Below are 24182 nucleotides of genomic sequence, written 5' to 3'. Positions count from 1 at the left end.
ATCCAATCCTCTCAGGAAGGTCATTATGAGCGATAACAGCGCCGTTCAACCGGACATGCCGGCCGCCTCCAGCCTGCCCAAACTGCATCAAAAGAACAGTCGACTCACTGTTCTTTTTTTTGTGTTCTTATTAATTCTGGGGATCGCGTTCGCCGGGGTGAACTTATTTAACGACGTCAGCGACGCCGGCGCCGTCTATACCAGTTACGTTCCGTTTTTATTATTGGGGCTGGCGCTATTGATTGCGCTGGGCTTTGAATTCGTCAACGGCTTCCACGATACCGCCAATGCGGTCGCGACGGTGATTTACACCCACTCGCTTTCGCCGATGATCGCCGTGGTGTGGTCCGGTTTCTTCAACTTTCTCGGCGTGTTGCTCTCCAGCGGCGTGGTGGCCTTCGGCATCATTTCGCTGCTGCCGGTCGAGCTGATCCTGCAGGCCGGCACCGGCAACGGTTTCGCCATGGTGTACGCCCTGCTGTTCTCCGCCATCATCTGGAACCTCGGCACCTGGTGGCTCGGGCTGCCCGCCTCGTCGTCGCATACGCTGATCGGCTCGATTATCGGCGTCGGCGTAGCCAACGCCCTGATCCACGGCCGTACCGGCACCAGCGGCGTGGACTGGGGCCAGGCGATCAAGGTGGGCTACGCGCTGCTGCTGTCGCCGGTGATCGGCTTCGTGTTCGCCGGCCTGCTGCTGCTGGCGCTGAAGCTGTTCGTCAAGAACCGCCAGCTGTACAGCGCCCCTAAGGGCAATACCCCGCCGCCGCTGTGGATCCGCGGGCTGCTGATCCTCACCTGCACCGGCGTTTCCTTCGCCCACGGTTCCAACGACGGCCAGAAAGGCATGGGCCTTATCATGCTGATCCTGGTGGGCACCATGCCGATCGCCTACGCCCTGAACCGTTCGATGCCGCCGGAGCAGATTCCCCGGGTGGCGGCGCTGGCGGAGGTGACCCAAAACCAGCTGCTGCGCCAGTTCCCGGCCGGCGGCCAAACGCCGCCGCGCGAGGTGCTGACCGGCTATGTGCGCACCAGCGAGCTGACGCCGGAGGTGGTGCCGGCGTTGGCGCAGCTGGCCGGCGCGATCGGCGATCAAATCCGTCAGTACGGCTCGGTCGACAAGATCCCGGCGCAGGCGGTGTCGAACACCCGCAACGACATGTATCTGGCGTCCGAGACCATCAAGCACCTGAAGGCAGAGCATCAGCTGCAGATCAATCCCGACGCGCAGCGCAACCTCGACGCGCTGAAGGGCGAACTCGACAACGCCACCCGCTTCATTCCCTTCTGGGTGAAGGTGGTGGTGGCGATTGCGCTGGGGCTCGGCACCATGGTCGGCTGGCGCCGCATCGTGGTGACGGTGGGCGAAAAGATCGGTAAATCGCACCTGACCTACGCCCAGGGCGCCAGCGCCGAACTGGTGGCGATGACCACCATCGGCGCGGCCGACGCCTTCGGCTTGCCGGTTTCGACCACGCACGTCCTGTCGTCCGGCATCGCCGGCACCATGGCCGCCAACCGCTCCGGGCTGCAGATGGCCACCCTGCGCAATCTGCTGATGGCCTGGGTGCTAACCCTGCCGGCCTCGGTGCTGCTGTCGGCGGTGCTGTACTGGATCTTCAACCATTTCTAACACCGGGCCGATACGGAGAAAATCTGATGACCATGCATGAAGTCAACCGCGATGACGGTTTCAACCAGCGCCTGCTGCAAGAGTTTTACGACAGCTACGACGAAGAGCTGGAAATGGAGCTGGACGACCTGCGCTTCGACGCGGCAGAAGTCGACAGCGACGCGAAGAAAGCCTGGCGCAAGCAATACTTCCGCGAGTTGCTGCGCCTGCAGGGCGAGCTGGTGAAGCTGCAGGATTGGGTGATGCGCACCGGCCACCGGCTGGTGATCATCTTCGAAGGCCGCGACGCCGCCGGCAAGGGCGGCGTGATCAAGCGCATCACCCAGCGCCTCAACCCGCGCACCTGCCGCGTGGCGGCGCTGCCGGCGCCGAACGATCGCGAACGCACCCAGTGGTATTTTCAGCGTTATATCGCGCATCTGCCGGCCGCCGGTGAAATGGTGCTGTTCGACCGCAGCTGGTATAACCGCGCCGGCGTGGAGCGCGTGATGGGCTTTTGCAACGACGAAGAGTATGAGGAGTTTTTCCGCAGCGTGCCGGAATTCGAAAAAATGCTGACGCGCAGCGGCATCCAAATCGTCAAATACTGGTTTTCAATCACCGATGAGGAGCAGGAGCTGCGTTTCCTCAGCCGCATTCACGATCCGCTCAAGCAGTGGAAGCTCAGCCCAATGGATCTGGAAAGCCGCCGCCGCTGGGAGGACTACACCGAGGCCAAAGAAATCATGTTAGCGCGCACTAACATTGCCGAAGCGCCCTGGTGGGTGGTTCAGGGCGTCGACAAGAAAAAGGCCCGTCTGAACTGCATCACCCACCTGTTGCAGCAGGTGCCTTATGAGGAAGCCGAAGGCAACGTCATCACGCTGCCGCAGCGCAAACGCAGCCCGGAATACCACCGTAGCCCGGTGCCGGACAACATGGTGGTGCCGGAAATCTACTGACCTTAGCGCAGAGAGGCGGCTACCGCTTCTCTGCGCTAATACAACGCTTTGATTTCTCTCACGCTAAGGGGCTAAACCCCATGTTAAAGTGGTTGCTTTCCATTTTGACAGGAGTCTTCCATGCGCCAGCGCATCATTGTCTGCCCGCTGATTGAAAACGATAACGCCTTCCTGCTGTGCAAAATGGCGGCGCACAAGGGCGTGTTCCCCGGCCAGTGGGCGCTGTCCGGCGGCGGCGTCGAGCCGGGTGAACAGATAGAACAGGCACTGCGGCGCGAAGTGCGCGAAGAGCTGGGCGCCGCGCTGATCCTCGACAGCATCACGCCCTGGACCTTCCGCGACGACGTGCGCATCAAAACCTATGCCGACGGCAGCCGGGAGCAAATCTACATGATTTACCTGATTTTCGACTGCCATGCCGCCAACCGCGACGTGACGATCAACGACGAGTTCGACGACTACGCCTGGGTGCCGCGCGAGCGTCTCGCGGACTACGATTTGAACGAGGCCACCCGCTTCACGCTGCAACAAAAGGGATTGTTGTAACAGTTTGAGCGATTATCGCCCTATTTTCTTCACATTTGCCGGGCAGACTCTTTTGATATTTTTTAATCACTTAGGGTCACTATTGCCGCCGTTATGCTTTTATCTCACGCTTTTCTCCGTCTGCCCGCCCGGCGCTTCGGCGCCGCCCTCCTGTTCAGCCTGCTGTTCGTTTTGGCGCCCGTGCATGCCGCTGCGCCGCCGCTGGTGCTGAACGCCAAATCGGTGCTGGTCGTCAATCAACGCACCGGAAAGACGCTCTATCAGAAGCAGCCGAACCGCGTGCTGCCGATCGCCTCGCTCACCAAGCTGATGACCGCCATGGTCGCCCTGGACAGCAAACGCCCGATGGGCAGCAGGCTGAAAGTCACCGCCGCCGATCGCGATCTGCTGAAGAAAACCCACTCGCGCCTGACCATCGGCTCGGTGCTCAGCCGCCGCGACATGCTGCACATCGCCCTGATGTCTTCGGAGAACCGCGCCGCTGCGGCGCTGAGCCGCAGCTATCCCGGCGGACGCAAGGCCTTCGTGGCGAAAATGAATCAGAAAGCGCGCACCATCGGTATGAAACGCGCACGCTTCTACGATCCGACCGGGCTGACGCCGCGCAATGTGGCGACCGCCAACGATCTGCTGAAGATGGTCAATCACGCCTATCGCTATCAATCGATTCGCCGCTTCAGCACCGACAAGCAGCAGATCGTGCGTCCTGGCCGAGGCCAGTTGGTCTACCGCAGTTCCAACGGCCTGATCAACAACCCAGCCTGGAAGATCCAGCTGCAGAAAACCGGCTTTACCGACGAGGCCGGCCACTGCCTGGTGATGCGCACCACCATCAAAGGGCAGCCGTTGGTGATGATCCTGCTCGGCGCGCAGTCGCGCTACGGCCACTACCGTGACGCCATTCGTCTGAAGGCCTGGCTCGAAGGATAATAGCGCGGCGCTTTACCGATCTGCGCATATCCAAATTCGTTTTGGATCAATGGAATATCCTATCGCCAATCAGTATTAAGGCGCGCGCCGCCCGCATGGTATTTGTCAGGCATATCTAATGAGGAAAGGAGCGGGAAAATGGCTTATGCCTTGAGCGTATTGGAAAAGAGTCCGATCGCCGACGGGGAAAGCGCCGCCCAGGCGCTGGCGCGCACGCTGCATCTGGCGCAACAGGCGGAACGCTGGGGCTATCGGCGTTTCTGGCTGGCGGAGCACCACAACACGCCGCAGCTCGCCTGCCCGTCGCCGGAAGTGCTGATCGGCTACCTGCTCGGCCAGACGTCGCGCATTCGCATCGGCTCCGGCGGCGTGATGCTGCAACACTATAGCGCCTACAAGGTGGCCGAAAACTTTAACCTGCTGGCGGCGTTGGCGCCGGGGCGCGTCGATCTCGGGGTGGGCAAAGCGCCCGGCGGCCTGCCGCTCGCCACCCAGGCGCTGCAGGCTGCCCATGACCGGCAACACAAGCCGGCTTTCCCGCAGCAGCTGTCGCAGCTGACCGCCTATCTGAACGACGACGCCGAGCCCGGCCTGAGCGCCACGCCGCTGCCGCCGCATGCTGCCCAGCGCTTTCTGCTCGGCGCCAGCAAAGAGAGCGCGGCGCTGGCGGCCGAATCCGGCTGGATTTTCGTGTTCGCCGCGCATCTGAACGGCAATCCGCAAGATATCAGCGCAGCGCTGGCGCACTACGCCGCACACAGCGGCGGCCGCAAGGCGCTGCTGGCGGTAGCGGCGATCGCGGCGCCAAGCGCGGAACAGGCCGCGGCGCTGGCGGCGGATATACAGCAATACCGCGTCCACGTCGCCGGTGAGCAGAGCGTGACCGTCGGCAGCCTGGCGCAGGCCGAGAGTTTCGTGCAGCAGGCCGGCGCCACCGACTACCGCATCGAGCCGCGGGAAAGCCATATCCTGCTCGGCACCGCGCCGCAGGTGCATCAACAACTGGCGCAGCTGCAGCAGCGGTACGGCGTGGACGAGTTCATCATCGACACGCCGATCGGCGAACCGAGCGCCCGGCTCACCTCACTGCAGCTGCTGGCGGAGGAGAGCCTGACGCCGGCCTAGTTGATCGCCGCGCTGGCCCGCATGGCGTCGGCCAGATCCTGCGCCAGAGGCGCCAGTTGCGCCGGCGCCACGTTGGCCAGGCTGACGCGGATCGCAGGATCGCTCTTCAGACGAAAAGGCTCGCCGCCCTGCACCAGCCACCCCCGCTGCGCCATCAGCTGCGCAGCGGCGGTTTCCGACCGCACCGGCAACCACAGGTGCAGCCCTTCACCTACCGCCAGCGCCGTGTGATTCAGCGCGTTGAACCGTTGCACCAGTTCATCCCTTCTGGCCTGATACGCCTGCTGCGCCCGCTGCAGCTGCCCTTCCTGCAAAGCCTGCCCCCACAGTCTGGCGGCGATCTGCTGCAAGATATGGCTGACCCAGCGCTCGCTGATGTACTGATCGGCGCGCATTGCCTGCAGCAACGTCGGGTTGCCGCAGGCCAGCGCGATGCGCAAATCCGGGCTGAGAAACTTGCTCAGCGACAGCACGTACAGCCCGCGATCGCCATCGAACGGCAGATGCAGCGGCTGCTGCGACAGCGGCCCCCAGAAGTCGTCGACGATCGCCAGACACTGCGGATTCGCGCTGAGAAAACGCCGCCACTGCTGCGCGCGTTGCGCAGAGAGCGAGGCGCCGGTCGGATTGTGGGCACGCGGCGTCAGGATCACCGCGCCCGCCGCTCCGCTTTCCGGCAACCGCCCCCCCTGTTCATCCATCGCCAGCGGCAGCGGCCGCAGACGCAGGTGGCGCAGCAGCGTCAATAGCGGCGGCCAGCAGGGATCTTCCACCCACACCGCCGCGCCCGGCTGCATATGGCAGCGCAGCGCCTTTTCCATCGCGTCCAGCGCGCCGGAGAACACCGCCGGTTCCCCCAGCGTGACGCCCTGGCGGCCGAGCCACTCGCGCCCCAGGCCGGTCAATACCGGCAGATCGCCACTGATGTCATAGCCGTTTTGCTGCGGGAACGCCTCCGCCGCGCCCAGCGCCAACGCCGGCAACAATGCGGCATCGAGATTGCCGCTGGCCAGATCGCACATCCCCGCCGGCACTTGGCGCGGCGCATAGGCCGCACTCACCGCCGCCAGCGGCGGCTCCAGCACCACCGTTCCCGCCCGCCCGCGCGTCGCCACCAGACCGGCATCGCGCAATCGGGCGTATGCGCTGGCGACGGTATTCGGATTGACCTCCAGCTCCGCCGCCAGCTGGCGTACCGGCGGCAACAGTTCGCCCGGCCGCAGCGTGCCGTCTTTGATGCGTGCGGCGATCTGCTCGGCAATCTGGACAGCGCCGCCGCCTTTTGCATACAATGAAGTCATACATAAATCCTTTTGTACTAGTTCAAAATAGATTAACAGCTTCCGCGGCCAAAAGTAAGGGGTTCCATGGATAAACATTACGTGCTCGACATTCAGTATGCAGGAAAGGCCTTTGCCCGCCTGCAGATGTTCACCCCCTGGGCGGCCGATCAGCTGGAGCAGGCGTGCGCGCTGTTCCCGGCCGCGCAGGGTTATCAGGTGCAGCTCAGCCAGGTCAGCGAACGCCGCATCGTCTACCAGAGCGGCGCGCAAGGCATCGCGGTGCTGGGCGAGTCGCTGGCGCTGACGCCGTTCACCCACGCTCACGAGGTTAAACAATGAAGAAAGCCGTCGCCATTCGACACATCAATTTTGAAAACCTGGGCATCCTCGGTTCCCTGCTCTCGCTGCGCGGCTATCAGATCGACTATTACGATGCCGGCCGCGATGATATTCGTGCTATCAATAATGAAGAGACCGATCTGTTGGTGGTGCTCGGCGGGCCGATCAGCGCCGCCCAACACTTTTCCGGCGCGCAGCGCTATGATTTTCTCGACCATGAATTGGCGCTGGTCAAACAGCGGCTGGCGCAGCGGCGGCCGACCCTTGGGGTGTGTCTCGGCGCGCAGGTGATCGCCCAGGCGTTGGGCGCCGACGTGATCTCGCTCGGCGTCAAAGAGATTGGTTTCGCCCCGCTGACCACGCTCACGGCGCAAGACGACTCGGTGCTGGCACCGCTGGCCGATACGCCGGTGCTGCATTGGCACGGTGATATGTTCAAGATCCCGGAGGGTGCCCGCTGCCTGGCCGGTACGGCGGTTTGCCCGCATCAGGCCTTCGACTATCAGGGGTTCGCGCTCGGCCTGCAGTTCCATCTGGAGGCGGATCATCGCGATATCGAACGCTGGCTGATTGGCCATGCCTGCGAACTGGAACTGGCCGGCATCGCGCCCCAGAGCCTGCGCGAACAGGCGGCGCGCCACGGCGTACAGCTGGAACAGCGCGCGCGGCAGGTGTTCGCCCGCTGGCTGGATAATAACGAACCAAGGATGTAACTCATGCAACAGACTTCACCCTTGCGATCACCGTCCATCGACGTGATCAGCATTCAATCTCAGGTGGTCTACGGCAGCGTCGGCAACGGCATCGCCTACCGCGCCCTGCTGAAAAAAGGGCTGGAAGCGCTGCAGGTGCCCAGCGTGCTGTTCGGCTGCCCGCCCTATTACGGCAAGCCGCACGGCGGCGTCATCTCCGGCGAGTGGTTCGGCGGCTTTCTCGACGATCTGATCGCCCGCGGCGTGATGAAGCGCGCCCGGGCGGTGATCGTCGGCTACCTGGGTGACGTGATGCAGTGCCATATTCTGGCCAACTGGCTGCAGCGGGTGCGCGCCCTCAATCCGCAGATAAAGATCTATATCGATCCGGTGATGGGCGATTACGGGGAAGGGATCTACGTGGATGAGCGCATCGTCAACTGCTATCGCTCACCGTTCCTGCGGCTGGCCAACGGCCTGACGCCGAACGGTTTCGAACTGGAGCAGCTGTGCGGCCGGCAACTGAGCAGCCAAGAGCAGACGCAGCACGCCGCGCAGGCGCTGTTGAACGACACCACCGAATGGGTGCTGGTCACCAGCGCGCCGGGCGTGGCGCAGCACGAAGACGAAGTGGGATTGATGCTGGTCACCCGGCAGGAAACGCAGTGCTTTACCCATCCGAAGGTCAAATCGGCGGTCAAAGGCACCGGCGATCTGTTCGCCGCACTGCTGGTGAGCCATCTGCTGCACGGCGCCGCGCTTGACGCGGCCGTGGTCGCCGCCGGCGGCGAAGTGTGCGACGTGCTGGCCGAAGCGGCGCATTTCGGTTGGGAAGAGATCGGCAGCCTGCGGGCGTTACAGCCGTAAGGCCAGTGGAGAGTCAGGGGCAGCGTGCCGCCCCTGATAAATATCAGCGTTTTTTCTTTTTGTTGAAATCCAGCTCGAAGGCGAACACCGCGCTTTGAATTTTGCGCTCCATCGCCAGCCCCAGCTTGAGGAAACGGCACGACAGGCGCGAGAAGTGCACCACCTGATCGTTATCGTCGGTTTCCTGATCGTCGTTGACTACCACCAGCTCCATGTTGACCTTGAAGCTGCCGTAGCTGCCCAAATCCAACTCCGCTTTCTTGAACTGCAGGCCCGGCTGGAAGAAATCCGGCAGCGGGCCGTCGAAACGCAAACCGACGCCGCCGGCGGACAGATCGTGGATCCGCAGCTCATAAGGCGTGCCGTTCGGGTATTCGCCGGTACAGAAGAATTGGCGCCAGTGCGGCGTGGTGATGCGGAACTGGCGGCGGCGCTGGATGTAAACCAACTCCTGCGGCAGCCGGGTCGAGCAGGCCTGGACGCCCTGATGTTCGGTCAGCTCCGCCTGGCCGACGGAAAACTCGATTTTGGCGTCGTTGCTTTCAATCACGATGGTGCAGGCACCGTCGATGGCGTTTTCCGCTTCCTCACCGCTAAACACGATATTGTCCGGCCCGACGCTCAATAACAGACTTTGAAACCGGTGCTGCTGATTTTCTACGCGCAGCGGCGTGCGTTGTTTGCAAATTTCACGCAGAATCGCCAGAACTTCAAAACGCTCCCGTTTGATAAACAGTCCGTTATCGCTGTGCTCCACACGTCTCTCCTGACTTTTTTTCTAATGACGTATTACGTATTCCTTACGGTTATCATCTCTGGGAATATTCCTAAAGTCAAATTTGCCAGCGCTGCCAGGCCTGCGGCAGCAGGCGTGCGAAACGTTTCGCCCACGCCTGTTGCCCACGTTCGTCGGCGATCAGATCCTGGCGGATTTCGATGCCGACATAAGGCAAACCGCGGCGTTCCGCATGGACCGGCAACGTGTAGTCGGTGGCATCGGTCATCGCATAGGGTTCGTTGATCCCCACCTGCAAATCTCCCTCTTCGCGCAGCAGCTCGGCCAGCAGATGGGCAAATTCCGGGTAACGGTTAAACAGCAGCCCCACCTGCCAGGGGCGCGATGCCCCTTTGAACACCGGCGTGAAACTGTGCATGGCGATCACCGCCGTCGGCAGTTCGCGCAGTTGGCGTTGCCCCAGATGATCGTCGATGGCGTGGTGATACGGCAAAAACACCTCGCGCTCGCGCGCCAGCGCGTGCTCGGCGTCGATACCGATATTGCCGGGGATCGGCGTCAGCTCGGACAAATGCGGGATCGAGCTGGCGATGCCGGGCGCCCGGTTGCAGTCGATCACCAGCCGTGAGTAACGCTGGTGGATCAGCGTGGCGTCCAATTGGCGGCTCAGATGGCGCGACACGCTCAGCGCGCGATGTGGCGTTCGATCTCCCCCGGCGGCAAACCGAGGTCGCCGAGGGATTGCGGGATCGCCTTGCCGGCGTGATCGCACAGCAGCAAAAAGGGCGCTTTGCCGCGCGGGATTTCAACGGCGGCGGCAGAGGGGTCGTCGGCGGACAATAACGGCGGGATAAACGAGTGAGGCATGACGGGCTCCGGCGGTGGAAAGCAAAACGTTTATCGTAGCGCTATCCCGTCGCCGGCCCCAAGGTCGTGCTTAGATCAAAAAGGCATGAGTCAGACTGTAGTCATGCCGTCTCGGCTGGCTGCGGCTGGTGCACCGCGATATAACGCTGATACCGCGACGGCTTGAGCCGCGTGGTATCCACCAGCACCAGCCCGTCGATGCAGTTGTTGAAAGCCGGATCGGTGCCGAAGTCGATAAACTGTACCCCGCCCGGCTCGCACAGTTCGGTGTACTGCTTGTACAGCGTCGGGATCGAGCAGCCGATATTGCTGAGCAGGCTCTTCAGCCGCACCAGATCTTCCTGGTAGTTATCCCCGGCAAACTGCGCCAGCACCTGCGGCAGCGACGCCGGATAAGGCCGGCGCGATTGCGCGAAGGCGTGGTCCGGCGAGAAATAGAGCCGATAGAAGGCGATCAGCAAATCGCGCGCCGCCAGCGGCATGCCGCCGGAGATCGACACCGGGCCGAACAGATAGCGATACTGTGGGTATTTCGCCAGGTAGGCGCCGATGCCCAGCCACAAATAGTCCAGCCCGCGCTTGCCCCAATAGGCCGGCTGAATGAAGCTGCGCCCCAGCTCGATGCCCTGCGCCAGGATCGGCTCCATATCGCGATCGTAGTGGAACAGGCTGTTGCTGTAGATGCTTTCCAGCCCTTTGCGCGCGATTTGTTCGGCGGTGGGGATAAAGCGATAGGCGCCGACGATCTCCAGCTCCTCCTCATCCCACAGCACCAGGTGGTAGTAATCGTCGTCATAGCTGTCCAGATCGCGGCGGCGGCCGGAGCCTTCTCCTACCGCGCGGAAGGCGATCTCGCGCAGACGCCCCAGTTCGCGCAGGATCGGCGTGCGCGCTTCGTCGTGGCGGCGATAGAGGTAGATGGTTTTACCGTCCGGCGTTACCCCCAACCGCTCGCAGTTCGCCAACGCCTTTTTCAGCTCCAGACGCTCTTCCGGCAGCGCGATCGGCGACTCGCTGGCGAACAGCCCCGGCTTGCCCTGGCCCAGGCGATACACGTGGCGGCGAAAACGCTCCGCCAGATCCTTGGCGCTGGTGTGGCCGTCGTGCCAGCTGGCGAACGGCACGCGGCCGCCGACGCGGATCTTGATGCGCCCGCCCCGCTGCTGGAACATTTCGCGCACCAGCAGCAGCGTCGACAGCGGCCGGTAGACCAGCGAGGTAAAGTAGAACAGGTTGCTGTTGCGCGCGCTGATGTGGATCGGCACGATCGGCGCCCGCGCCTTGGCGGCCAGGCGCAGAAAACCGGTATGCCAGTGGCCGTCGCGGATGCCTTTCGGGCTCATGCGCGACACTTCGCCGGCCGGGAACAGGATCAGCGCGCCCTGATTGTCCAGCTGCCGCTGCATGCCTTCAATCTGTTTGCGGCTGGTTTTATAAGCGACGTTATCCACCGGCACGAACAGGTTGCGCAGCGGTTCGATGTAGGTCAGCAGTTGGCTGGCCACCACTTTCACATCCGGGCGCACCGCCGCGACGGCGCGCAGCAGCACCAGGCCGTCGAGCGAGCCGATCGGGTGATTGGCCACCAGCACCACCGGCCCCTGGCTCGGGATGTTTTCCAGATCGCCGTCCACCAGCTCGCAGCTGAGGTTGAAGTAGTCCACCACCTGCTCGATCAGATCGAGCCCTTTCAGGTGGGGATAGTCGGCGGCGAACTGTTTGAATTCTTTTTCGAAGAGAAGGGTTCTTAGCAGGCTGCGCTGCCAGGCAGGGGTATTGCGGTGTGGAAATGCATCTTGCAACAGAGAATCCAGGCTGAACATCGCGTTATCTCCTGACGTAGTCGCTGCAAACTTAAGCCAGAGCCGTGACTCTGACGTGTCAGTTACATGACAATAAAATGAATCCATCGACTATCAGGTATAGCAAAGTAATGAAGAATTGGGAGCGAAAGACGCATTTTCGTCCCCACTTGCCCTCACATCGGCGCCGCTAGCGGCGTACGCGGAACAGCACGGTTACGCGCGCCGGCATAAAAAAACAGTGAAAGCCCGGCGATTGTCGAATTACCGCTGCGGCTTTCGTCATCGGCAGACTGAATAAATAGACGCCGAGAATTGTCGACTGATAAATAACGAATTTGCCGTTTTCACTTTGCGTTAACACCGCTTTCGCTTGCCGCTCAATCGAAAGCAAAAATAAATATAACCAACTGATAGATATAAGTATTTTTAAAATAACCGATTGCATTTCAGCGTTTCGTTTGCTGTAATTCGCCATAACTAACTGAAAGCGTTCCGGTCGGTATCGCCGCGGCTTATTAAGCCGTGGTCGGGCACGGCTACCGGTAAATCAGGAGTTTGCGTTAATGCCCAATACCGCAACACGCCGGGAATTAATTATCGACCCGCAGCAGTGCAGGATCGGTGCTTGCCAACAGGCGCTGCACCATTGAGGGAGCGACGTGATTATCGCCGACCGTTAACCAAGGCTTTTAAGGAGTTGTCATCATGAACGCGTATTTCTCTTACGAGGCGGATTGGCTGAAGCAGCGCAACGCCTGGCACACCGCCGCAGAGATTTGGCAGCAGCCGGATCTGTGGGCCGCGCTGCACCGGCAATTGCAGGATCAACAGGCGCAGTGGCAGCCGTTCCTGGCGCCGCTGCTGGCCAATCCGCGCCTGCAAATCGTGCTGTGCGGCGCCGGCAGCTCGGCGTTCGCCGGCCGCGCCCTGGCGCCCTGGCTGCGCGAACGAACCGGCCGCGACGTGGCGGCCTACGGCACCACCGATATTGTCGCCAATCCGTTGCAGTATCTCGACCCTGAGCGGCCGACGCTGCTGGTCTCCTTCGCCCGCTCGGGCAACAGCCCGGAGAGCGTGGCGACGGTGGAGCTGGCCGACCAGCTGCTGCCGGAAAGCTATCACCTGATGCTGGTGTGCAACCCGGACAGCCGGCTGGCGCAGTATGCGCATCGGCGGGATAACGTCTGTTCGCTGGTGATGCCGCAAGGCTCCAACGATCAAAGCTTCGCCATGACCTCCAGCTTCAGCTGCATGATGCTGAGCGCCGCGCTGTTGCTCGGCCCGGCTTCGCTCGAGGCCGCCCAGGCGCCGCTCAACGCCATGGTGCAGCGCTGCCGTACACTGCGCGAAACGCTGCAGCCGCAGGTGAAGGCGTTGGCCGCCAGCGGTTTCCGCCGTTATATCACCCTCGGCGGCAGCTGTTTTACCGGCCTGGCGGAAGAGGCCTCGCTCAAGATGCTGGAGCTGACCGCCGGCCGCATCGTTACACGCTACGACTCGCCGCTCGGCCTGCGCCACGGCCCGAAATTCATGGTCGACGGCCAGACGTTGGTGGTGCTGATGTTCTCCTGCGACGACTACGCCCGCCAGTATGACCGCGATCTGTGGAACGAACTGAAGCGCGACGGGCTGGCGATGCAGTTGGTCGGGTTGACCGGCGAGCGCCAACCCCTGTCCGATGCCCTGCTGCCTATGCACGACGCGGCTGACGATATCTGGCTGCTGTTCCCGTATCTGCTGTTCACCCAGATGCTGGCCTTCGAGAGTTCGCTGGCGCTGGGGCTGACCCCGGACAATCCTTGCCCGACCGGCGAGGTCAACCGGGTGGTGAAAGGCGTGACGATTTACCGTTTTCCTTCCCCGGTGCTGTAAGGAGATCCCATGTATCTGATAGCCAACCGAGAAATGCTGCTCAAGGCGCAGCGTCAGGGTTACGCCGTCCCGGCGTTTAACGTCCACAATCTGGAAACCGTGCAGGTGGTGGCGGAAACCGCCGCCGAACTGCGCTCCCCGGTGATCATGGCCGGCACGCCCGGCACCTTCAGCTATGCCGGCACCGACTACCTGATCGGCATTTGCCAATCTGCCGCGCACCGCTACGATCTGCCGTTGGCGCTGCATCTGGATCATCACGAAGCGCTGGACGACATCGAGTACAAGGTAAAAAGCGGCATCCGCTCAGTGATGATCGACGGTTCGCATTTGCCGTTCGAGCAGAACATCGCCAAGGTGGCCGCCGCAGTGGACCTGTGCCATCGCTACGGCGCCAGCGTGGAAGCGGAGCTGGGGCGCCTGGGCGGGCAGGAAGACGATCTGATCGTCGATACGGCGGACAGCTTCTATACCGACCCGGCGGCGGCACGCGAGTTCGTCGCCGCCACCGGCATCGATTCGCTGGCGGTGGCGATCGGTTCCGCCCACGGCCTGTATCACGGCGAGCCGAAGCTGGACTTCGAGCGCCTGGCGCTGATCCGCGAACAGGTGGACGTGCCCCTGGTGCTGCACGGTGCCTCCGGTATTCCGGAAGCGATGGTTAAGCGCGCGATCTCGCTCGGTGTCTGCAAGGTCAACGTCGCCACCGAATTGAAAATCGCCTTTGCCGATGCGGTGAAAAGCTACTTTTCACAGCACCCGGATGCCAATGACCCGCGCAAATACATCGTCCCCGGCAAGCTGGCGATGAAAGAAGTGGTGGCGGAAAAGATCCGCATCTGCGGCAGCAGCGGTATGCTGTAACCCCCCGCTCGCCCCCTGTTCCTGCGGTTGCGCCACGGGGGCGAAAACATCCCGCCCTTTCCCGCTTTCCTGAGAGAAAGATCACAGCCTTTTACCCTGCCCGCGCCGGAAACCATTAACCGGTCTTCACTATGATCCAAATCATGGTTTTACTCACCCTACCTCCTTACTATCAAATTCATTGAATGCAGGCAGTAGGATTTTTGCCCGTTCGTTTTTATTTCGCCAGGCGAAATAGCTTATTTTATGAAAACAAGGGCGCTTGTTTTTAATTGGCAGTGTTTTTTACTCTGAGAGGAACAGCGTATGAACCATTACTTAGCCGTATTAAGCGCATTGGTCATTCTGCCCTTCGCTCTGCAAGCAAAACCGCTTTCCGGCAGCCAGGTCGCCTCCGGCGTCGTGCGCTTCACCGGCGCTATTACCACCCCGGCTTGCACCATCACACATCAGGATGAACAGCTTGTCTCCAACTGCTTCGGCAAAGTGACCGAATATCAGAACGGATATATTTCCTCTTCGTTAAAAGAGATGCCAAAAGAATTAGTCTCTGCCGTCACCAGCGAAATAGTGAATAACGATCCCCATTTAAAGCGCGTGACCATCAGCTATAAGTAACGCCAACGCGTTAATGCCTGGTGAAATAATAAACAGAACACAACTTGCCTTGATTAATTATAAATTTATTTTATAAATTCATCGGGCAATGACTACCCGGCTTACCCTGAGCCGGCTATTTGGGCAACCCTGCGGTTGCCCATCAGCATGTCCGAAATCCGCCATCTCTTCCCCCGCTTTCGTGCGATAATCGCCATACCAAACCGAGGAGTGATCCAGATGCAGACTTTTTTGATTGATCGTACCGCCACGCCGGTGGGAGAACTGGTGCTGATTGCCGATGAACAGGGGCGCCTGCGGGCGATTGACTGGACCGATCACGAAGCGCGCCTGATGAAGCTGCTGAATACCCACTACCGCACCGATCGCTTCACCCTGCGCGAGCAGCGCGATCCCGGCGGCCTGACCGATGCGATGCAACGCTATTTCGCCGGTGAGCTGAGCATTATCGATCGGCTGCCGGTGATGACCGCCGGCACCGAGTTCCAACGCACCGTATGGCAACAGCTGCGCCAAATCCCGTGCGGCGAGATCCTGACCTACGGCCAGCTGGCGCAACGCATCGGCCGTCCGACCGCCTCGCGCGCGGTCGGTATGGCCAACGGTTCGAATCCGATCAGCATCGTGGTGCCCTGCCACCGGGTGATCGGTTCGCAGGGCGCGCTGACCGGCTATGCCGGCGGCGTACAGCGCAAGCAGTGGCTGTTGCAGCATGAAGGCTACCTGCCGAAAAGTTTGCTGTAGCCGCGACGATGAGCTCATCCAGCGCCATTGTTTGGCGCTGCTTAATAAAGCACGTTGCTCAACGCCGCGCTCGTCCCCGCTTTGGCACTATCAATAACTTGTGTGAATAAAACGCATAAGTCACAAATAATACTCATAACTTCAGTCCCATACAGAATAATCGGCGGTATGTGTGCGCAAAATTCGCACACAATACCCCTATTCATGCTAATGCCACCCTTATCAGCTGCTGCAAAAGATGTTAAAATTGACTCATATCAATTATTGAATGAGCGTAATCTATGATCCCGGAAAAACGCGTGATTCGTCGTATCCAGTCTGGTGGTTGTGCGATCCATTGCCAGGACTGCAGCATCAGCCAGCTGTGCATTCCTTTCACCCTTAATGCCCACGAGCTGGACCAGCTCGACAACATTATCGAGAGGAAAAAGCCCATCCAGAAAGGCCAAACCCTGTTCAAGGCCGGCGACGAGCTGAAGTCGCTGTACGCGATCCGTTCCGGGACCATCAAAAGCTATACCATCACCGAGCAAGGCGACGAGCAGATCACCGGCTTCCACCTCGCGGGCGATCTGGTGGGCTTCGACGCCATCGGCGGTCTGAAGCACCCGAGTTTTGCCCAGGCGCTGGAAACCTCGATGGTGTGTGAGATCCCGTTCGAAACCCTCGACGATCTGTCCGGCAAAATGCCTAACCTGCGTCAGCAGATCATGCGGCTGATGAGCGGCGAGATCAAAGGCGACCAGGACATGATCCTGCTGCTGTCGAAGAAAAATGCCGAAGAGCGCCTGGCGGCGTTCGTTTACAACCTGTCGCGCCGCTTCGCGGAGCGCGGCTTCTCACCGCGCGAGTTCCGTTTGACCATGACCCGCGGCGACATCGGCAACTACCTCGGCCTGACGGTGGAAACCATCAGCCGCCTGCTGGGCCGCTTCCAGAAAAGCGAAATCCTCAGCGTGAAAGGCAAATACATCACCATCGAAAACGCCGACGCCCTGTCGGTGCTGGCCGGTACGCCGCGCATCAACGTGTCCGTTAACGCCTGATTCTCCTGCCGGATCAACATTTCACTGAAATTGTTGATCCGGCGCCGCTTCTGTTGTTGTTCTGTTTTTCAATGTTGGGTTACTCTGTAAATTAACAGACTGTTGATTTCAGCTGTAAGGAGGCCCTATGGCGAAGTATCAGAATCTTCTGGTGGCTATTGACCCCAATCAGGACGACCAGCCGGCATTGCGCCGCGCCGTGTACCTGGTGAAACGGAACGGCGGGCGCATCAAAGCCTTCCTGTCCATTTATGACTTCTCTTACGAAATGACGACCCTGCTCTCCCCGGACGAAAGAACGGCGATGCGGCAAGGTGTGATCAGCCAACGCGCCGCCTGGATCAACGAGCAGTGCCGCTTTTACCTCAACGACGGCGTGCCGATCGAAATCAAAGTGGTCTGGCACAACCGCCCCTTCGAAGCCATCATTCAGGAAGTGCTTTCCGGCCAACATGACCTGCTGTTGAAAATGGCGCACCAGCACGACCGGCTGGAATCGGTGATCTTCACCCCCACCGACTGGCACCTGCTGCGAAAATGCCCTTGCCCGGTGTGGATGGTGAAAGACCAGCCCTGGCCGGAAGGCGGTAAAGCGCTGGTGGCGGTCAACCTGGCCAGCGAAGAACCCTATCACGATCCGCTCAATATCAAACTGGTGCAAGAAACCGTCGAACTGGCGCAGAACGTCAACCAGACCGAGGTTCACCTGGTCGGCGCCTATCCCGTTACTCCGATCAACATCGCCATCGAGCTGCCCGATTTCGATCCGAGCGTCTACAACGACGCCATCCGCGGCCAGCATCTGATCGCCATGAAAGCGCTGCGGCAGAAATTCTGCATTAAGGAAGAGTTCACCCACGTGGAAAAAGGCCTGCCGGAAGAGGTGATCCCCGATCTGGCCGAACACCTGCAGGCCGGCGTGGTGGTTCTGGGCACACTGGGCCGCACCGGCATTTCGGCGGCCTTTATCGGCAACACCGCGGAACATGTGATCGACCATCTGAAATGCGATCTGCTGGTGATTAAGCCGGAGAACTTCAACTGCCCGATTGAGACGGATGAAGACGATGAGCACGACGACGAAGATTAACCCTCGCGCATAAAAAACGGGCCGCTAAGCGGCCCGTTTTTTTGGTTGCTCACTTACTTCTGCAATGCCCGCAGAATCGCTTCCACGCTGTCTTTGGCGTCGCCGAACAGCATCTGGGTGTTCTCCTTGAAGAACAGCGGGTTCTGCACGCCGGCGTAGCCGGTGTTCATCGAGCGTTTGAACGCGATCACGTTCTGCGCTTTCCACACTTCCAATACCGGCATGCCGGCGATCGGGCTGCGCGGATCCTCCAGCGCCGCCGGGTTCACCGTGTCGTTGGCGCCGATCACCAGCACGGTGTCGGTATCCGGGAAATCTTCGTTGATTTCATCCATCTCCAGCACCACGTCGTACGGCACCTTCGCCTCCGCCAGCAGCACGTTCATGTGGCCCGGCAAACGCCCCGCGACCGGGTGAATGCCGAAACGCACCTTCACGCCGCGCGCCCGCAGTTTCTCGGTGATTTCCGCCACCGGATATTGCGCCTGCGCCACCGCCATGCCGTAACCCGGGGTGATGATCACCGAAGTGGAGTTCTTCAGCTGCTCGGCCACCTCTTCCGCCGTGGTTTCACGGTATTCGCCCATCTCTTCGGCGTCGCCGGTGGACGAACCGTCACTGCCGAAGCCGCCGGCGATCACGCTGATAAACGAGCGGTTCATCGCCTTGCACATGATGTAAGACAGGATCGCACCCGAAGAACCCACCAGCGCGCCGGTGACGATCAGCAGATCGTTGCTCAGCATGAAGCCCGCCGCGGCGGCCGCCCACCCCGAGTAGGAGTTAAGCATCGATACTACCACCGGCATGTCGGCGCCGCCGATCGAGGCCACCAGATGCCAGCCGAACGCCAGCGCGATCGCCGTCATCAGCAGCAGCGTCACCACCTGCCAGCCCACGCTGTCGGTACGCACGAACGCCACCAGCAGCAGGAATGAGATCACCAGCGCCGCCAGATTCAGCTTGTGGCGGTTCGGCAGCATCAGCGGCTTGGAAGAGATGATGCCGCGCAGCTTGCCGAAGGCGACGATCGAACCGGTGAAGGTGACCGCGCCGATAAAGATGCCGAGGAACACTTCGGTCAGATGGATGTTCGCCATCACCGGCTCCATCGGCGCGCCGTGATCCAGGTAGCTGTTGAAGCCGACCAGCACCGCCGCCAGGCCAACGAAGCTGTGCAGCACCGCCACCAATTCCGGCATTTCGGTCATCTCGACCTTCCTGGCCAGATAGACGCCGATCGAGCCGCCGATGATCATGGCGATGATGATCCAGCCGACGTTGCCGGAATCCGGTCCCAGAATGGTGGCGATCAGCGCGATCGCCATACCTGCGACGCCGAACAGGTTACCCTGCTTCGACGTTTCATGGCGCGACAGGCCCGCCAGGCTGAAAATAAACAAAATAGCGGCAACAATGTATGCAGCTGTAACCAATCCTCCAGACATTTGCTACCCCTTAGTTCTTGCGGAACATCTTCAGCATGCGCTGAGTGACGGTGAACCCACCGAAAATATTGATGCTGGCGATCAGCACGGCGATAAAGGAGAGGAAACTCACCCAGCCGCCATGGCCGATCTGCAACAGCGCGCCGACCACGATAATCCCTGAGATCGCGTTGGTGACCGACATCAACGGGGTATGCAGCGCATGGCTGACGTTCCAGACCACGTAGTAACCGACCACGCAGGCCAGCGCGAACACGGTAAAGTGCGACAGGAACTCTTTCGGCGCCGCGTCCGCCAGCCAGCCGAACAGCAGGATTGCCAGAGCCATCAGGCCGTACTTCAGCCACGGCGAGGTCGGTTTGGCTTCGGGTTTGGCTGCCGGTGCGGCGGCGGGGGCCGCTTTCGGCTGGGCGGAGACCTGGATCGGCGGCGCAGGCCAGGTGATTTCACCGCTGCGCACCACGGTAACGCCACGGATCACCGTATCGTCGAAATCGATGTCGATCTCGCCGTTTTTCTCTTTCGACAGCAGCTTCAGCAGGTTGACCAGGTTGGTGCCGTACAGCTGCGAAGATTGGGTCGGCAAGCGGCTCGGCAGATCGGTATAGCCGATGATTTTCACGCCGTTGTCGGTCACGGTAATGGTGTCGGCCACGGTCAGCTCGCAGTTGCCGCCGGTTTGCGCCGCCAGATCGACGATCACGCTGCCCGGCTTCATCGACGCCACCATCTCTTTGGTGATCAGTTTCGGCGCCGGTTTACCCGGGATCAACGCGGTAGTGACGATGATATCGACCTCCGCCGCCTGCGCGGCGAACAGCGCCATCTCGGCCTTGATAAAGGCTTCGGACATTACTTTGGCGTAACCGTCGCCGCTGCCCGCTTCCTCTTCAAAATCCAGCTCGAGGAATTCCGCGCCCATGCTCTGCACCTGCTCTTTCACTTCCGGGCGGGTATCGAAGGCGCGCACGATGGCACCGAGGCTGCCCGCGGCGCCGATCGCCGCCAGGCCGGCCACGCCGGCGCCGATGATCATCACCTTGGCCGGCGGCACTTTGCCCGCGGCGGTGATCTGGCCGGTGAAGAAACGGCCGAACTCATGCGCCGCTTCGACGATCGCGCGGTAGCCGGCGATGTTGGCCATCGAGCTCAGCGCGTCCATCGACTGGGCGCGCGAGATGCGCGGTACCGAGTCCATCGCCAGCGCGGTGACGTTGCGCGCCGCCAGCTTGGCCATCAATTCGGGGTTTTGCGCCGGCCAGATAAAGCTGACCAGCGTGCTGCCTTCGCGCATCAAGGCGATCTCGTCGTCTTGCGGCGCGTTGACTTTCAGGATCAGATCCGACTGCCACACTTCGCTTTCGTCGACCAGCGCCGCGCCGGCGGCTTCGTAGGCGACGTCCTCAAAACTGGCCAGTTTGCCCGCCCCGCGTTCAATCGCGACGGTAAAACCCAGCTTCAGCAGTTGTTCCACCGTTTTCGGCGTGGCTGCGACCCGGGCTTCATTGGCCAACCGCTCTCTTGGTACACCAATACGCATAATGTTCCCTTCTCACCTGTCTTGGATGATGTTTATTATTTTCCTGCCCATAGCACGGCGTCACCGGCGGGCGTGGCATTAACTTGCCCGCACTGATTTCAGACGCCAACTATAACCTACTGAAAATAAGGTCGATGATCCATAATTGCTTACGCATTCAGCTCTGTTTTTACATAAAAACGCCGCGCGTGATATGACAAATCGCAATTTACTGTGAAAAAATCCATACAGAACAGCGCATTCTGCGTGACAAGAGATTTACGCCCGGCGTAACGATTTATGGCCATGCGCGGTGAAAAAGCATAAAAGTTATCATTTTGTGAATAATTAACATTAATGACACCAAAGCCGTTATTATGGAAACTTATGGCTATGGCGCCATCCGTGCGCCCGGCGTCACCGTCGGCGATTTGTCGCACGGGATAACATAAAATGCTGAGACAGTTTTCAGAATTACATGTAATAATCGACGGCTGAATTACACTTAAACAGTTCAGTACGTTATAAACGTTAATGCGCTAGGCGAAAGGATTTTTTATGAAGCTGAAGACCACGATCATCGCGTCAGCCTTGTTATCACTCACCGCGCTGTCTGCTCATGCGGCGCAAGAGTTAACTCCTGAGAAAGCAGCGGCGCTGAAGCCGTTTGATCGCATCACGATTACCGGCCGCTTCAATGCCATCAATGAAGCCGTCGACGCCGTATCCCGCCGTGCAGACAAACTGGGTGCCGATTCCTTCTATATCCAGGACAGCAACAACAGCAACAACGGCGGCAACTGGCGCGTCACCGCAGACCTTTATCATAAAGATGCGCCAGAAGTGAGCAAAACACCAAAATACCGCGTATTTAACGGCGTGAACGAACTGCCTAAAGAGGAAGCCTATCTGCTGGAGCCTTACGATACCGTGAGCGTCAGCGGTTTCTACCGCAGCCAGCCGGACATCAACGACGCTATCTCCAAAGAAGCGAAGAAAAAAGGCGCCGCCTCGTTCTTCATCGTGCGCCAGGTTGACGCCAACTCCGGCGGCAACCAGTTCGTTACCGCCTACATCTATAAGGCCGATGCGCCAAAACGCCGCGTGCAGAGCCCGGACGCCATTCCGGCCGATTCTGACGCCGGCCGCGCCGCGCTGGCCGCCGGCGGCGCCGCTGCCGCGAAAGTCGAAATTCCTGGCGTCGCGTCTTCCGGTTCGCCAAGCCGCGAAGTGGGCCGTTTCTTTGAAACCCAGTCTTCTACCGGCCAACGCTATACCGTCACGCTGCCTAACGGCACCAAGATCCAGGAAGTGAACAACGTGACCGCCGCGCAGATGGTGCCGTTCGATTCCGTCACCTTCACCGGCCACTTCAACAGCATGACCGACGTGTCCACCGAAGTGGCGAAACGCGCGGCCGAGAAAGGCGCCAAGTACTACCACGTCACCCGCCAGTGGCAGAACAAGAGCGGCGGCAACCTGACCGTCAGCGCCGATCTGTTCAAATAAAACCCGCTTTTCGGTTTACCATCGGGCAGCCCTTGAGCTGCCCGTTTTTATTGCCGCTTTTTTCATCGCGCGTTGAATAGTTTTTTGTAAATTCCGCATATTCAATCATTGCATCTCTAATCATCCCTCCGTAAAATTTGCGCCAATTTTTAGGGCTATTGTCTATTCGCGCAGTGGTAGTTAATACATTGTTGCCACCAAGCAGTTCCCTTCCAGTTGTTTATTCTGCGTTCAGGATCCGTCATTGGAAAAAAAACTCGGTCTTACCGCGCTAACCGCTTTGGTGCTCAGCTCAATGCTGGGTGCCGGCGTGTTCAGTCTGCCGCAAAACATGGCGCAGGTCGCCAGCCCCGCCGCGCTGCTGCTGGGTTGGGGGATCACCGGCGTCGGCATTCTGTTTTTGGCCTTCGCCATGCTGTTGCTTACGCGTTTGCGTCCGGATCTGGACGGCGGCATTTTCACCTACGCCAAGGAAGGGTTCGGCGAGCTGGTGGGCTTCTGCTCCGCCTGGGGTTACTGGCTGTGCGCCGTGATCGCCAACGTCTCGTATCTGGTGATCGTGTTCGCGGCGCTGAGTATCTTCACCGATCGCGGCGGCAGCGTGATTCTCGGTGACGGCAATACCTGGCAGGCGCTGATCGCCGAATCCGCCCTGCTGTGGATCGTGCACGCGCTGGTGCTGCGCGGCGTGCAAACCGCCGCCAGCATCAATCTGGCGGCCACCCTCGCCAAGCTGTTGCCACTGGGAATGTTCGCCGTTCTGGCGACGATCGCCTTTAAAATGGACGTGTTCACGCTGGATTTCAAAGGCATCGCCCTCGGCAAGCCGGTGTGGGAACAGGTCAAGGACACCATGTTGATCACCCTGTGGGTGTTTATCGGCGTGGAAGGCGCGGTGGTGGTTTCCGCTCGCGCCCGCAATAAGAAAGACGTGGGCCGCGCCACTATGCTGGCGGTGCTGTCGGCGCTGGCGGTGTATCTGATGGTGACGCTGCTGTCGCTGGGCGTGGTGCCGCGCAGCGAACTGGCCGAAATGCGCAATCCGTCGATGGCGGTGCTGATGGTGGAACTCATCGGCCCGTGGGGTGACGTGCTCATCGCCGCCGGCCTGATCATTTCCGTGTGCGGCGCCTACCTGAGCTGGACCATCATGGCGGCGGAAGTGCCGCTGCTGGCCGCGCAGCACGGCGCGTTTCCGCGCGTGTTCGGCAAGCAGAACCGCCATCATGCCCCGTCCTCTTCGCTGTGGCTGACCAACATCGCGGTGCAGCTGGCGCTGGTGCTGATCTGGCTGACCGGCAGCAACTATAACTCGCTGCTGACCATCGCTTCGGAAATGATCCTGGTGCCTTACTTCCTGGTTGGCGCGTTTCTGTTCAAGGTGGCTTACCGCCGCCGCGACAAACGCCTGATCTTCGCCGCCACCGGCGCCTGCGTCTATGGCCTGTGGCTGCTGTACGCTTCCGGGCTGATGCACCTGCTGATGTCGGTGCTGCTGTATGCGCCTGGGCTGTTGGTGTTCATGTATGCCCGCCGCGGCCACCGGGACATCAATCTGCTCAACCGGCTGGAAAAGAGCAGCATCTTCTTGCTGCTGGCGGCCACGCTGCCTGCCGGTTGGCTTATGCTGCACTAAAATCGCCTGTCGATGCGGCTGCCCGTCAGCCGCATTTCGTTTCCCCTTCTTTCTTCTTTCCCCGTTACC

22 protein-coding genes and 1 pseudogene are annotated in these 24182 nt (G+C 60.4%); 16 read left to right on the top strand and 7 right to left on the bottom strand.

Going from position 1 to position 24182, the window contains the following annotated elements; translation table 11 throughout:
* Window positions 1-25 precede the first annotated feature (25 nt).
* The 5 genes from REA38_RS13720 (at window position 26) to REA38_RS13700 (ending at window position 5178) form a co-directional block, all read left to right on the top strand.
* The gene (locus REA38_RS13720; RefSeq protein WP_197750479.1) at window positions 26-1636 is read left to right on the top strand and encodes an inorganic phosphate transporter; all 1611 of its coding nucleotides are present in this window, start codon (window positions 26-28) and stop codon (window positions 1634-1636) included.
* A 26-nt stretch (window positions 1637-1662) separates the two neighbouring features.
* Complete coding sequence (gene ppk2, locus REA38_RS13715) at window positions 1663-2577, top strand: polyphosphate kinase 2 (RefSeq protein WP_033648410.1); 915 nt, start codon at window positions 1663-1665, stop codon at window positions 2575-2577.
* A 120-nt stretch (window positions 2578-2697) separates the two neighbouring features.
* Complete coding sequence (nudI, locus tag REA38_RS13710) at window positions 2698-3123, top strand: nucleoside triphosphatase NudI (protein ID WP_033634632.1); 426 nt, start codon at window positions 2698-2700, stop codon at window positions 3121-3123.
* A gap of 93 nt (window positions 3124-3216) precedes the next feature.
* Window positions 3217-4053 carry a D-alanyl-D-alanine endopeptidase gene (gene pbpG, locus REA38_RS13705; RefSeq protein WP_308886048.1) on the top strand — a complete coding sequence of 279 codons (837 nt, stop codon included), beginning with the start codon at window positions 3217-3219 and terminating at the stop codon, window positions 4051-4053.
* 138 nt (window positions 4054-4191) lie between these two features.
* Entirely contained in the window at window positions 4192-5178 is a 987-nt protein-coding gene (locus REA38_RS13700; RefSeq protein WP_308886047.1) for an MsnO8 family LLM class oxidoreductase, read from the top strand.
* On the opposite strand, the gene REA38_RS13695 is transcribed toward REA38_RS13700, so the two are convergent.
* Window positions 5175-6479, bottom strand: a complete 1305-nt coding sequence (locus REA38_RS13695; protein WP_308886045.1) for an aminotransferase class I/II-fold pyridoxal phosphate-dependent enzyme — start codon at window positions 6477-6479, stop codon at window positions 5175-5177. The genes REA38_RS13700 and REA38_RS13695 overlap by 4 nt on opposite strands.
* A 66-nt stretch (window positions 6480-6545) precedes the next feature.
* On the opposite strand from REA38_RS13695, the gene REA38_RS13690 reads away from it, so the two are divergent.
* From REA38_RS13690 to pdxY, 3 genes are read left to right on the top strand one after another with little or no spacing between them, the layout of a single operon-like run.
* Window positions 6546-6800: a hypothetical protein gene (locus REA38_RS13690; protein ID WP_033634636.1), complete on the top strand. Its 255-nt coding sequence runs from the start codon at window positions 6546-6548 to the stop codon at window positions 6798-6800.
* Window positions 6797-7513 (top strand): glutamine amidotransferase, encoded by a 717-nt coding sequence (locus tag REA38_RS13685; protein ID WP_308886044.1) that lies wholly within the window; start codon window positions 6797-6799, stop codon window positions 7511-7513. Before REA38_RS13690 ends, REA38_RS13685 begins: the two co-directional genes overlap by 4 nt.
* Before the next feature lie 3 nt (window positions 7514-7516).
* Window positions 7517-8359, top strand: a complete 843-nt coding sequence (pdxY, locus tag REA38_RS13680) for a pyridoxal kinase (protein ID WP_033653079.1) — start codon at window positions 7517-7519, stop codon at window positions 8357-8359.
* Window positions 8360-8402: 43 nt separating this feature from the next.
* On the opposite strand, the gene REA38_RS13675 is transcribed toward pdxY, so the two are convergent.
* The 4 genes and pseudogenes from REA38_RS13675 to REA38_RS13660 form a co-directional block, all read right to left on the bottom strand.
* Window positions 8403-9116 carry a flagellar brake protein gene (locus REA38_RS13675; RefSeq protein WP_033634639.1) on the bottom strand — a complete coding sequence of 238 codons (714 nt, stop codon included), beginning with the start codon at window positions 9114-9116 and terminating at the stop codon, window positions 8403-8405.
* Window positions 9117-9192: 76 nt separating this feature from the next.
* Window positions 9193-9962 (bottom strand): annotated as a pseudogene (locus REA38_RS13670) (N-formylglutamate amidohydrolase).
* A gap of 101 nt (window positions 9963-10063) precedes the next feature.
* The gene (olsF, locus tag REA38_RS13665; protein WP_033648417.1) at window positions 10064-11785 is read right to left on the bottom strand and encodes an ornithine lipid synthase OlsF; all 1722 of its coding nucleotides are present in this window, start codon (window positions 11783-11785) and stop codon (window positions 10064-10066) included.
* A gap of 169 nt (window positions 11786-11954) precedes the next feature.
* The gene (locus tag REA38_RS13660) at window positions 11955-12212 is read right to left on the bottom strand and encodes a hypothetical protein (RefSeq protein WP_139340178.1); all 258 of its coding nucleotides are present in this window, start codon (window positions 12210-12212) and stop codon (window positions 11955-11957) included.
* Window positions 12213-12472: 260 nt separating this feature from the next.
* Between REA38_RS13660 and REA38_RS13655 the strand changes: the two genes are divergently transcribed.
* The 6 genes from REA38_RS13655 to uspE all read left to right on the top strand — a co-directional run bounded on the left by REA38_RS13655 (window position 12473) and on the right by uspE (window position 18001).
* On the top strand, window positions 12473-13639 hold the full coding sequence (locus REA38_RS13655) for an SIS domain-containing protein (RefSeq protein WP_049233170.1): 1167 nt from the start codon (window positions 12473-12475) through the stop codon (window positions 13637-13639).
* 9 nt (window positions 13640-13648) lie between these two features.
* Window positions 13649-14503, top strand: coding sequence for a tagatose bisphosphate family class II aldolase (locus REA38_RS13650; RefSeq protein WP_049233168.1), 855 nt, complete (start codon window positions 13649-13651; stop codon window positions 14501-14503).
* 306 nt (window positions 14504-14809) lie between these two features.
* Entirely contained in the window at window positions 14810-15121 is a 312-nt protein-coding gene (locus REA38_RS13645; protein WP_033648420.1) for a hypothetical protein, read from the top strand.
* Between the two features lie 219 nt (window positions 15122-15340).
* Window positions 15341-15865: a methylated-DNA--[protein]-cysteine S-methyltransferase gene (ogt, locus tag REA38_RS13640; RefSeq protein WP_041035243.1), complete on the top strand. Its 525-nt coding sequence runs from the start codon at window positions 15341-15343 to the stop codon at window positions 15863-15865.
* Window positions 15866-16146: 281 nt separating this feature from the next.
* A complete protein-coding gene (locus REA38_RS13635) occupies window positions 16147-16911 on the top strand; it encodes an FNR family transcription factor (protein WP_033634646.1) in 765 nt (254 codons plus the stop codon).
* 127 nt (window positions 16912-17038) lie between these two features.
* Entirely contained in the window at window positions 17039-18001 is a 963-nt protein-coding gene (gene uspE / locus REA38_RS13630) for a universal stress protein UspE (protein ID WP_308886043.1), read from the top strand.
* Window positions 18002-18054: 53 nt separating this feature from the next.
* Here uspE and pntB read toward each other — a convergent pair whose 3' ends face one another.
* Both pntB and pntA read right to left on the bottom strand, forming a co-directional pair.
* Complete coding sequence (gene pntB, locus REA38_RS13625) at window positions 18055-19449, bottom strand: Re/Si-specific NAD(P)(+) transhydrogenase subunit beta (RefSeq protein ID WP_033634648.1); 1395 nt, start codon at window positions 19447-19449, stop codon at window positions 18055-18057.
* A 10-nt stretch (window positions 19450-19459) separates the two neighbouring features.
* The gene (pntA, locus tag REA38_RS13620; RefSeq protein ID WP_004938288.1) at window positions 19460-20989 is read right to left on the bottom strand and encodes a Re/Si-specific NAD(P)(+) transhydrogenase subunit alpha; all 1530 of its coding nucleotides are present in this window, start codon (window positions 20987-20989) and stop codon (window positions 19460-19462) included.
* 537 nt (window positions 20990-21526) lie between these two features.
* On the opposite strand from pntA, the gene ydgH reads away from it, so the two are divergent.
* Window positions 21527-22477: a DUF1471 family protein YdgH gene (ydgH, locus tag REA38_RS13615; protein WP_004938291.1), complete on the top strand. Its 951-nt coding sequence runs from the start codon at window positions 21527-21529 to the stop codon at window positions 22475-22477.
* A 244-nt stretch (window positions 22478-22721) separates the two neighbouring features.
* Window positions 22722-24113: an amino acid permease gene (locus tag REA38_RS13610; RefSeq protein WP_060430315.1), complete on the top strand. Its 1392-nt coding sequence runs from the start codon at window positions 22722-22724 to the stop codon at window positions 24111-24113.
* The last annotated feature ends 69 nt before the right edge of the window (window positions 24114-24182 follow it).

The organism is Serratia sp. MF1(2023) (assembly GCF_030954545.1).
GTDB classification, from domain to species: domain Bacteria; phylum Pseudomonadota; class Gammaproteobacteria; order Enterobacterales; family Enterobacteriaceae; genus Serratia; species Serratia sarumanii.
This window is presented reverse-complemented; position numbering and strand designations above follow the sequence as displayed.

Coding starts and splice junctions, on each gene's coding strand:
- REA38_RS13690 (WP_033634636.1), top strand. CDS start 6,546: ATGGATAAACATTACGTGCTCGACATTCAGTATGCAGGAAAGGCCTTT.
- pbpG (WP_308886048.1), top strand. CDS start 3,217: ATGCTTTTATCTCACGCTTTTCTCCGTCTGCCCGCCCGGCGCTTCGGC.
- uspE (WP_308886043.1), top strand. CDS start 17,039: ATGGCGAAGTATCAGAATCTTCTGGTGGCTATTGACCCCAATCAGGAC.
- ydgH (WP_004938291.1), top strand. CDS start 21,527: ATGAAGCTGAAGACCACGATCATCGCGTCAGCCTTGTTATCACTCACC.
- ppk2 (WP_033648410.1), top strand. CDS start 1,663: ATGACCATGCATGAAGTCAACCGCGATGACGGTTTCAACCAGCGCCTG.
- nudI (WP_033634632.1), top strand. CDS start 2,698: ATGCGCCAGCGCATCATTGTCTGCCCGCTGATTGAAAACGATAACGCC.
- REA38_RS13695 (WP_308886045.1), bottom strand. CDS start 6,479: ATGACTTCATTGTATGCAAAAGGCGGCGGCGCTGTCCAGATTGCCGAG.
- REA38_RS13660 (WP_139340178.1), bottom strand. CDS start 12,212: ATGCAATCGGTTATTTTAAAAATACTTATATCTATCAGTTGGTTATAT.
- pntB (WP_033634648.1), bottom strand. CDS start 19,449: ATGTCTGGAGGATTGGTTACAGCTGCATACATTGTTGCCGCTATTTTG.
- REA38_RS13650 (WP_049233168.1), top strand. CDS start 13,649: ATGTATCTGATAGCCAACCGAGAAATGCTGCTCAAGGCGCAGCGTCAG.
- pdxY (WP_033653079.1), top strand. CDS start 7,517: ATGCAACAGACTTCACCCTTGCGATCACCGTCCATCGACGTGATCAGC.
- pntA (WP_004938288.1), bottom strand. CDS start 20,989: ATGCGTATTGGTGTACCAAGAGAGCGGTTGGCCAATGAAGCCCGGGTC.
- REA38_RS13685 (WP_308886044.1), top strand. CDS start 6,797: ATGAAGAAAGCCGTCGCCATTCGACACATCAATTTTGAAAACCTGGGC.
- REA38_RS13645 (WP_033648420.1), top strand. CDS start 14,810: ATGAACCATTACTTAGCCGTATTAAGCGCATTGGTCATTCTGCCCTTC.
- ogt (WP_041035243.1), top strand. CDS start 15,341: ATGCAGACTTTTTTGATTGATCGTACCGCCACGCCGGTGGGAGAACTG.
- olsF (WP_033648417.1), bottom strand. CDS start 11,785: ATGTTCAGCCTGGATTCTCTGTTGCAAGATGCATTTCCACACCGCAAT.
- REA38_RS13700 (WP_308886047.1), top strand. CDS start 4,192: ATGGCTTATGCCTTGAGCGTATTGGAAAAGAGTCCGATCGCCGACGGG.
- REA38_RS13720 (WP_197750479.1), top strand. CDS start 26: ATGAGCGATAACAGCGCCGTTCAACCGGACATGCCGGCCGCCTCCAGC.
- REA38_RS13635 (WP_033634646.1), top strand. CDS start 16,147: ATGATCCCGGAAAAACGCGTGATTCGTCGTATCCAGTCTGGTGGTTGT.
- REA38_RS13655 (WP_049233170.1), top strand. CDS start 12,473: ATGAACGCGTATTTCTCTTACGAGGCGGATTGGCTGAAGCAGCGCAAC.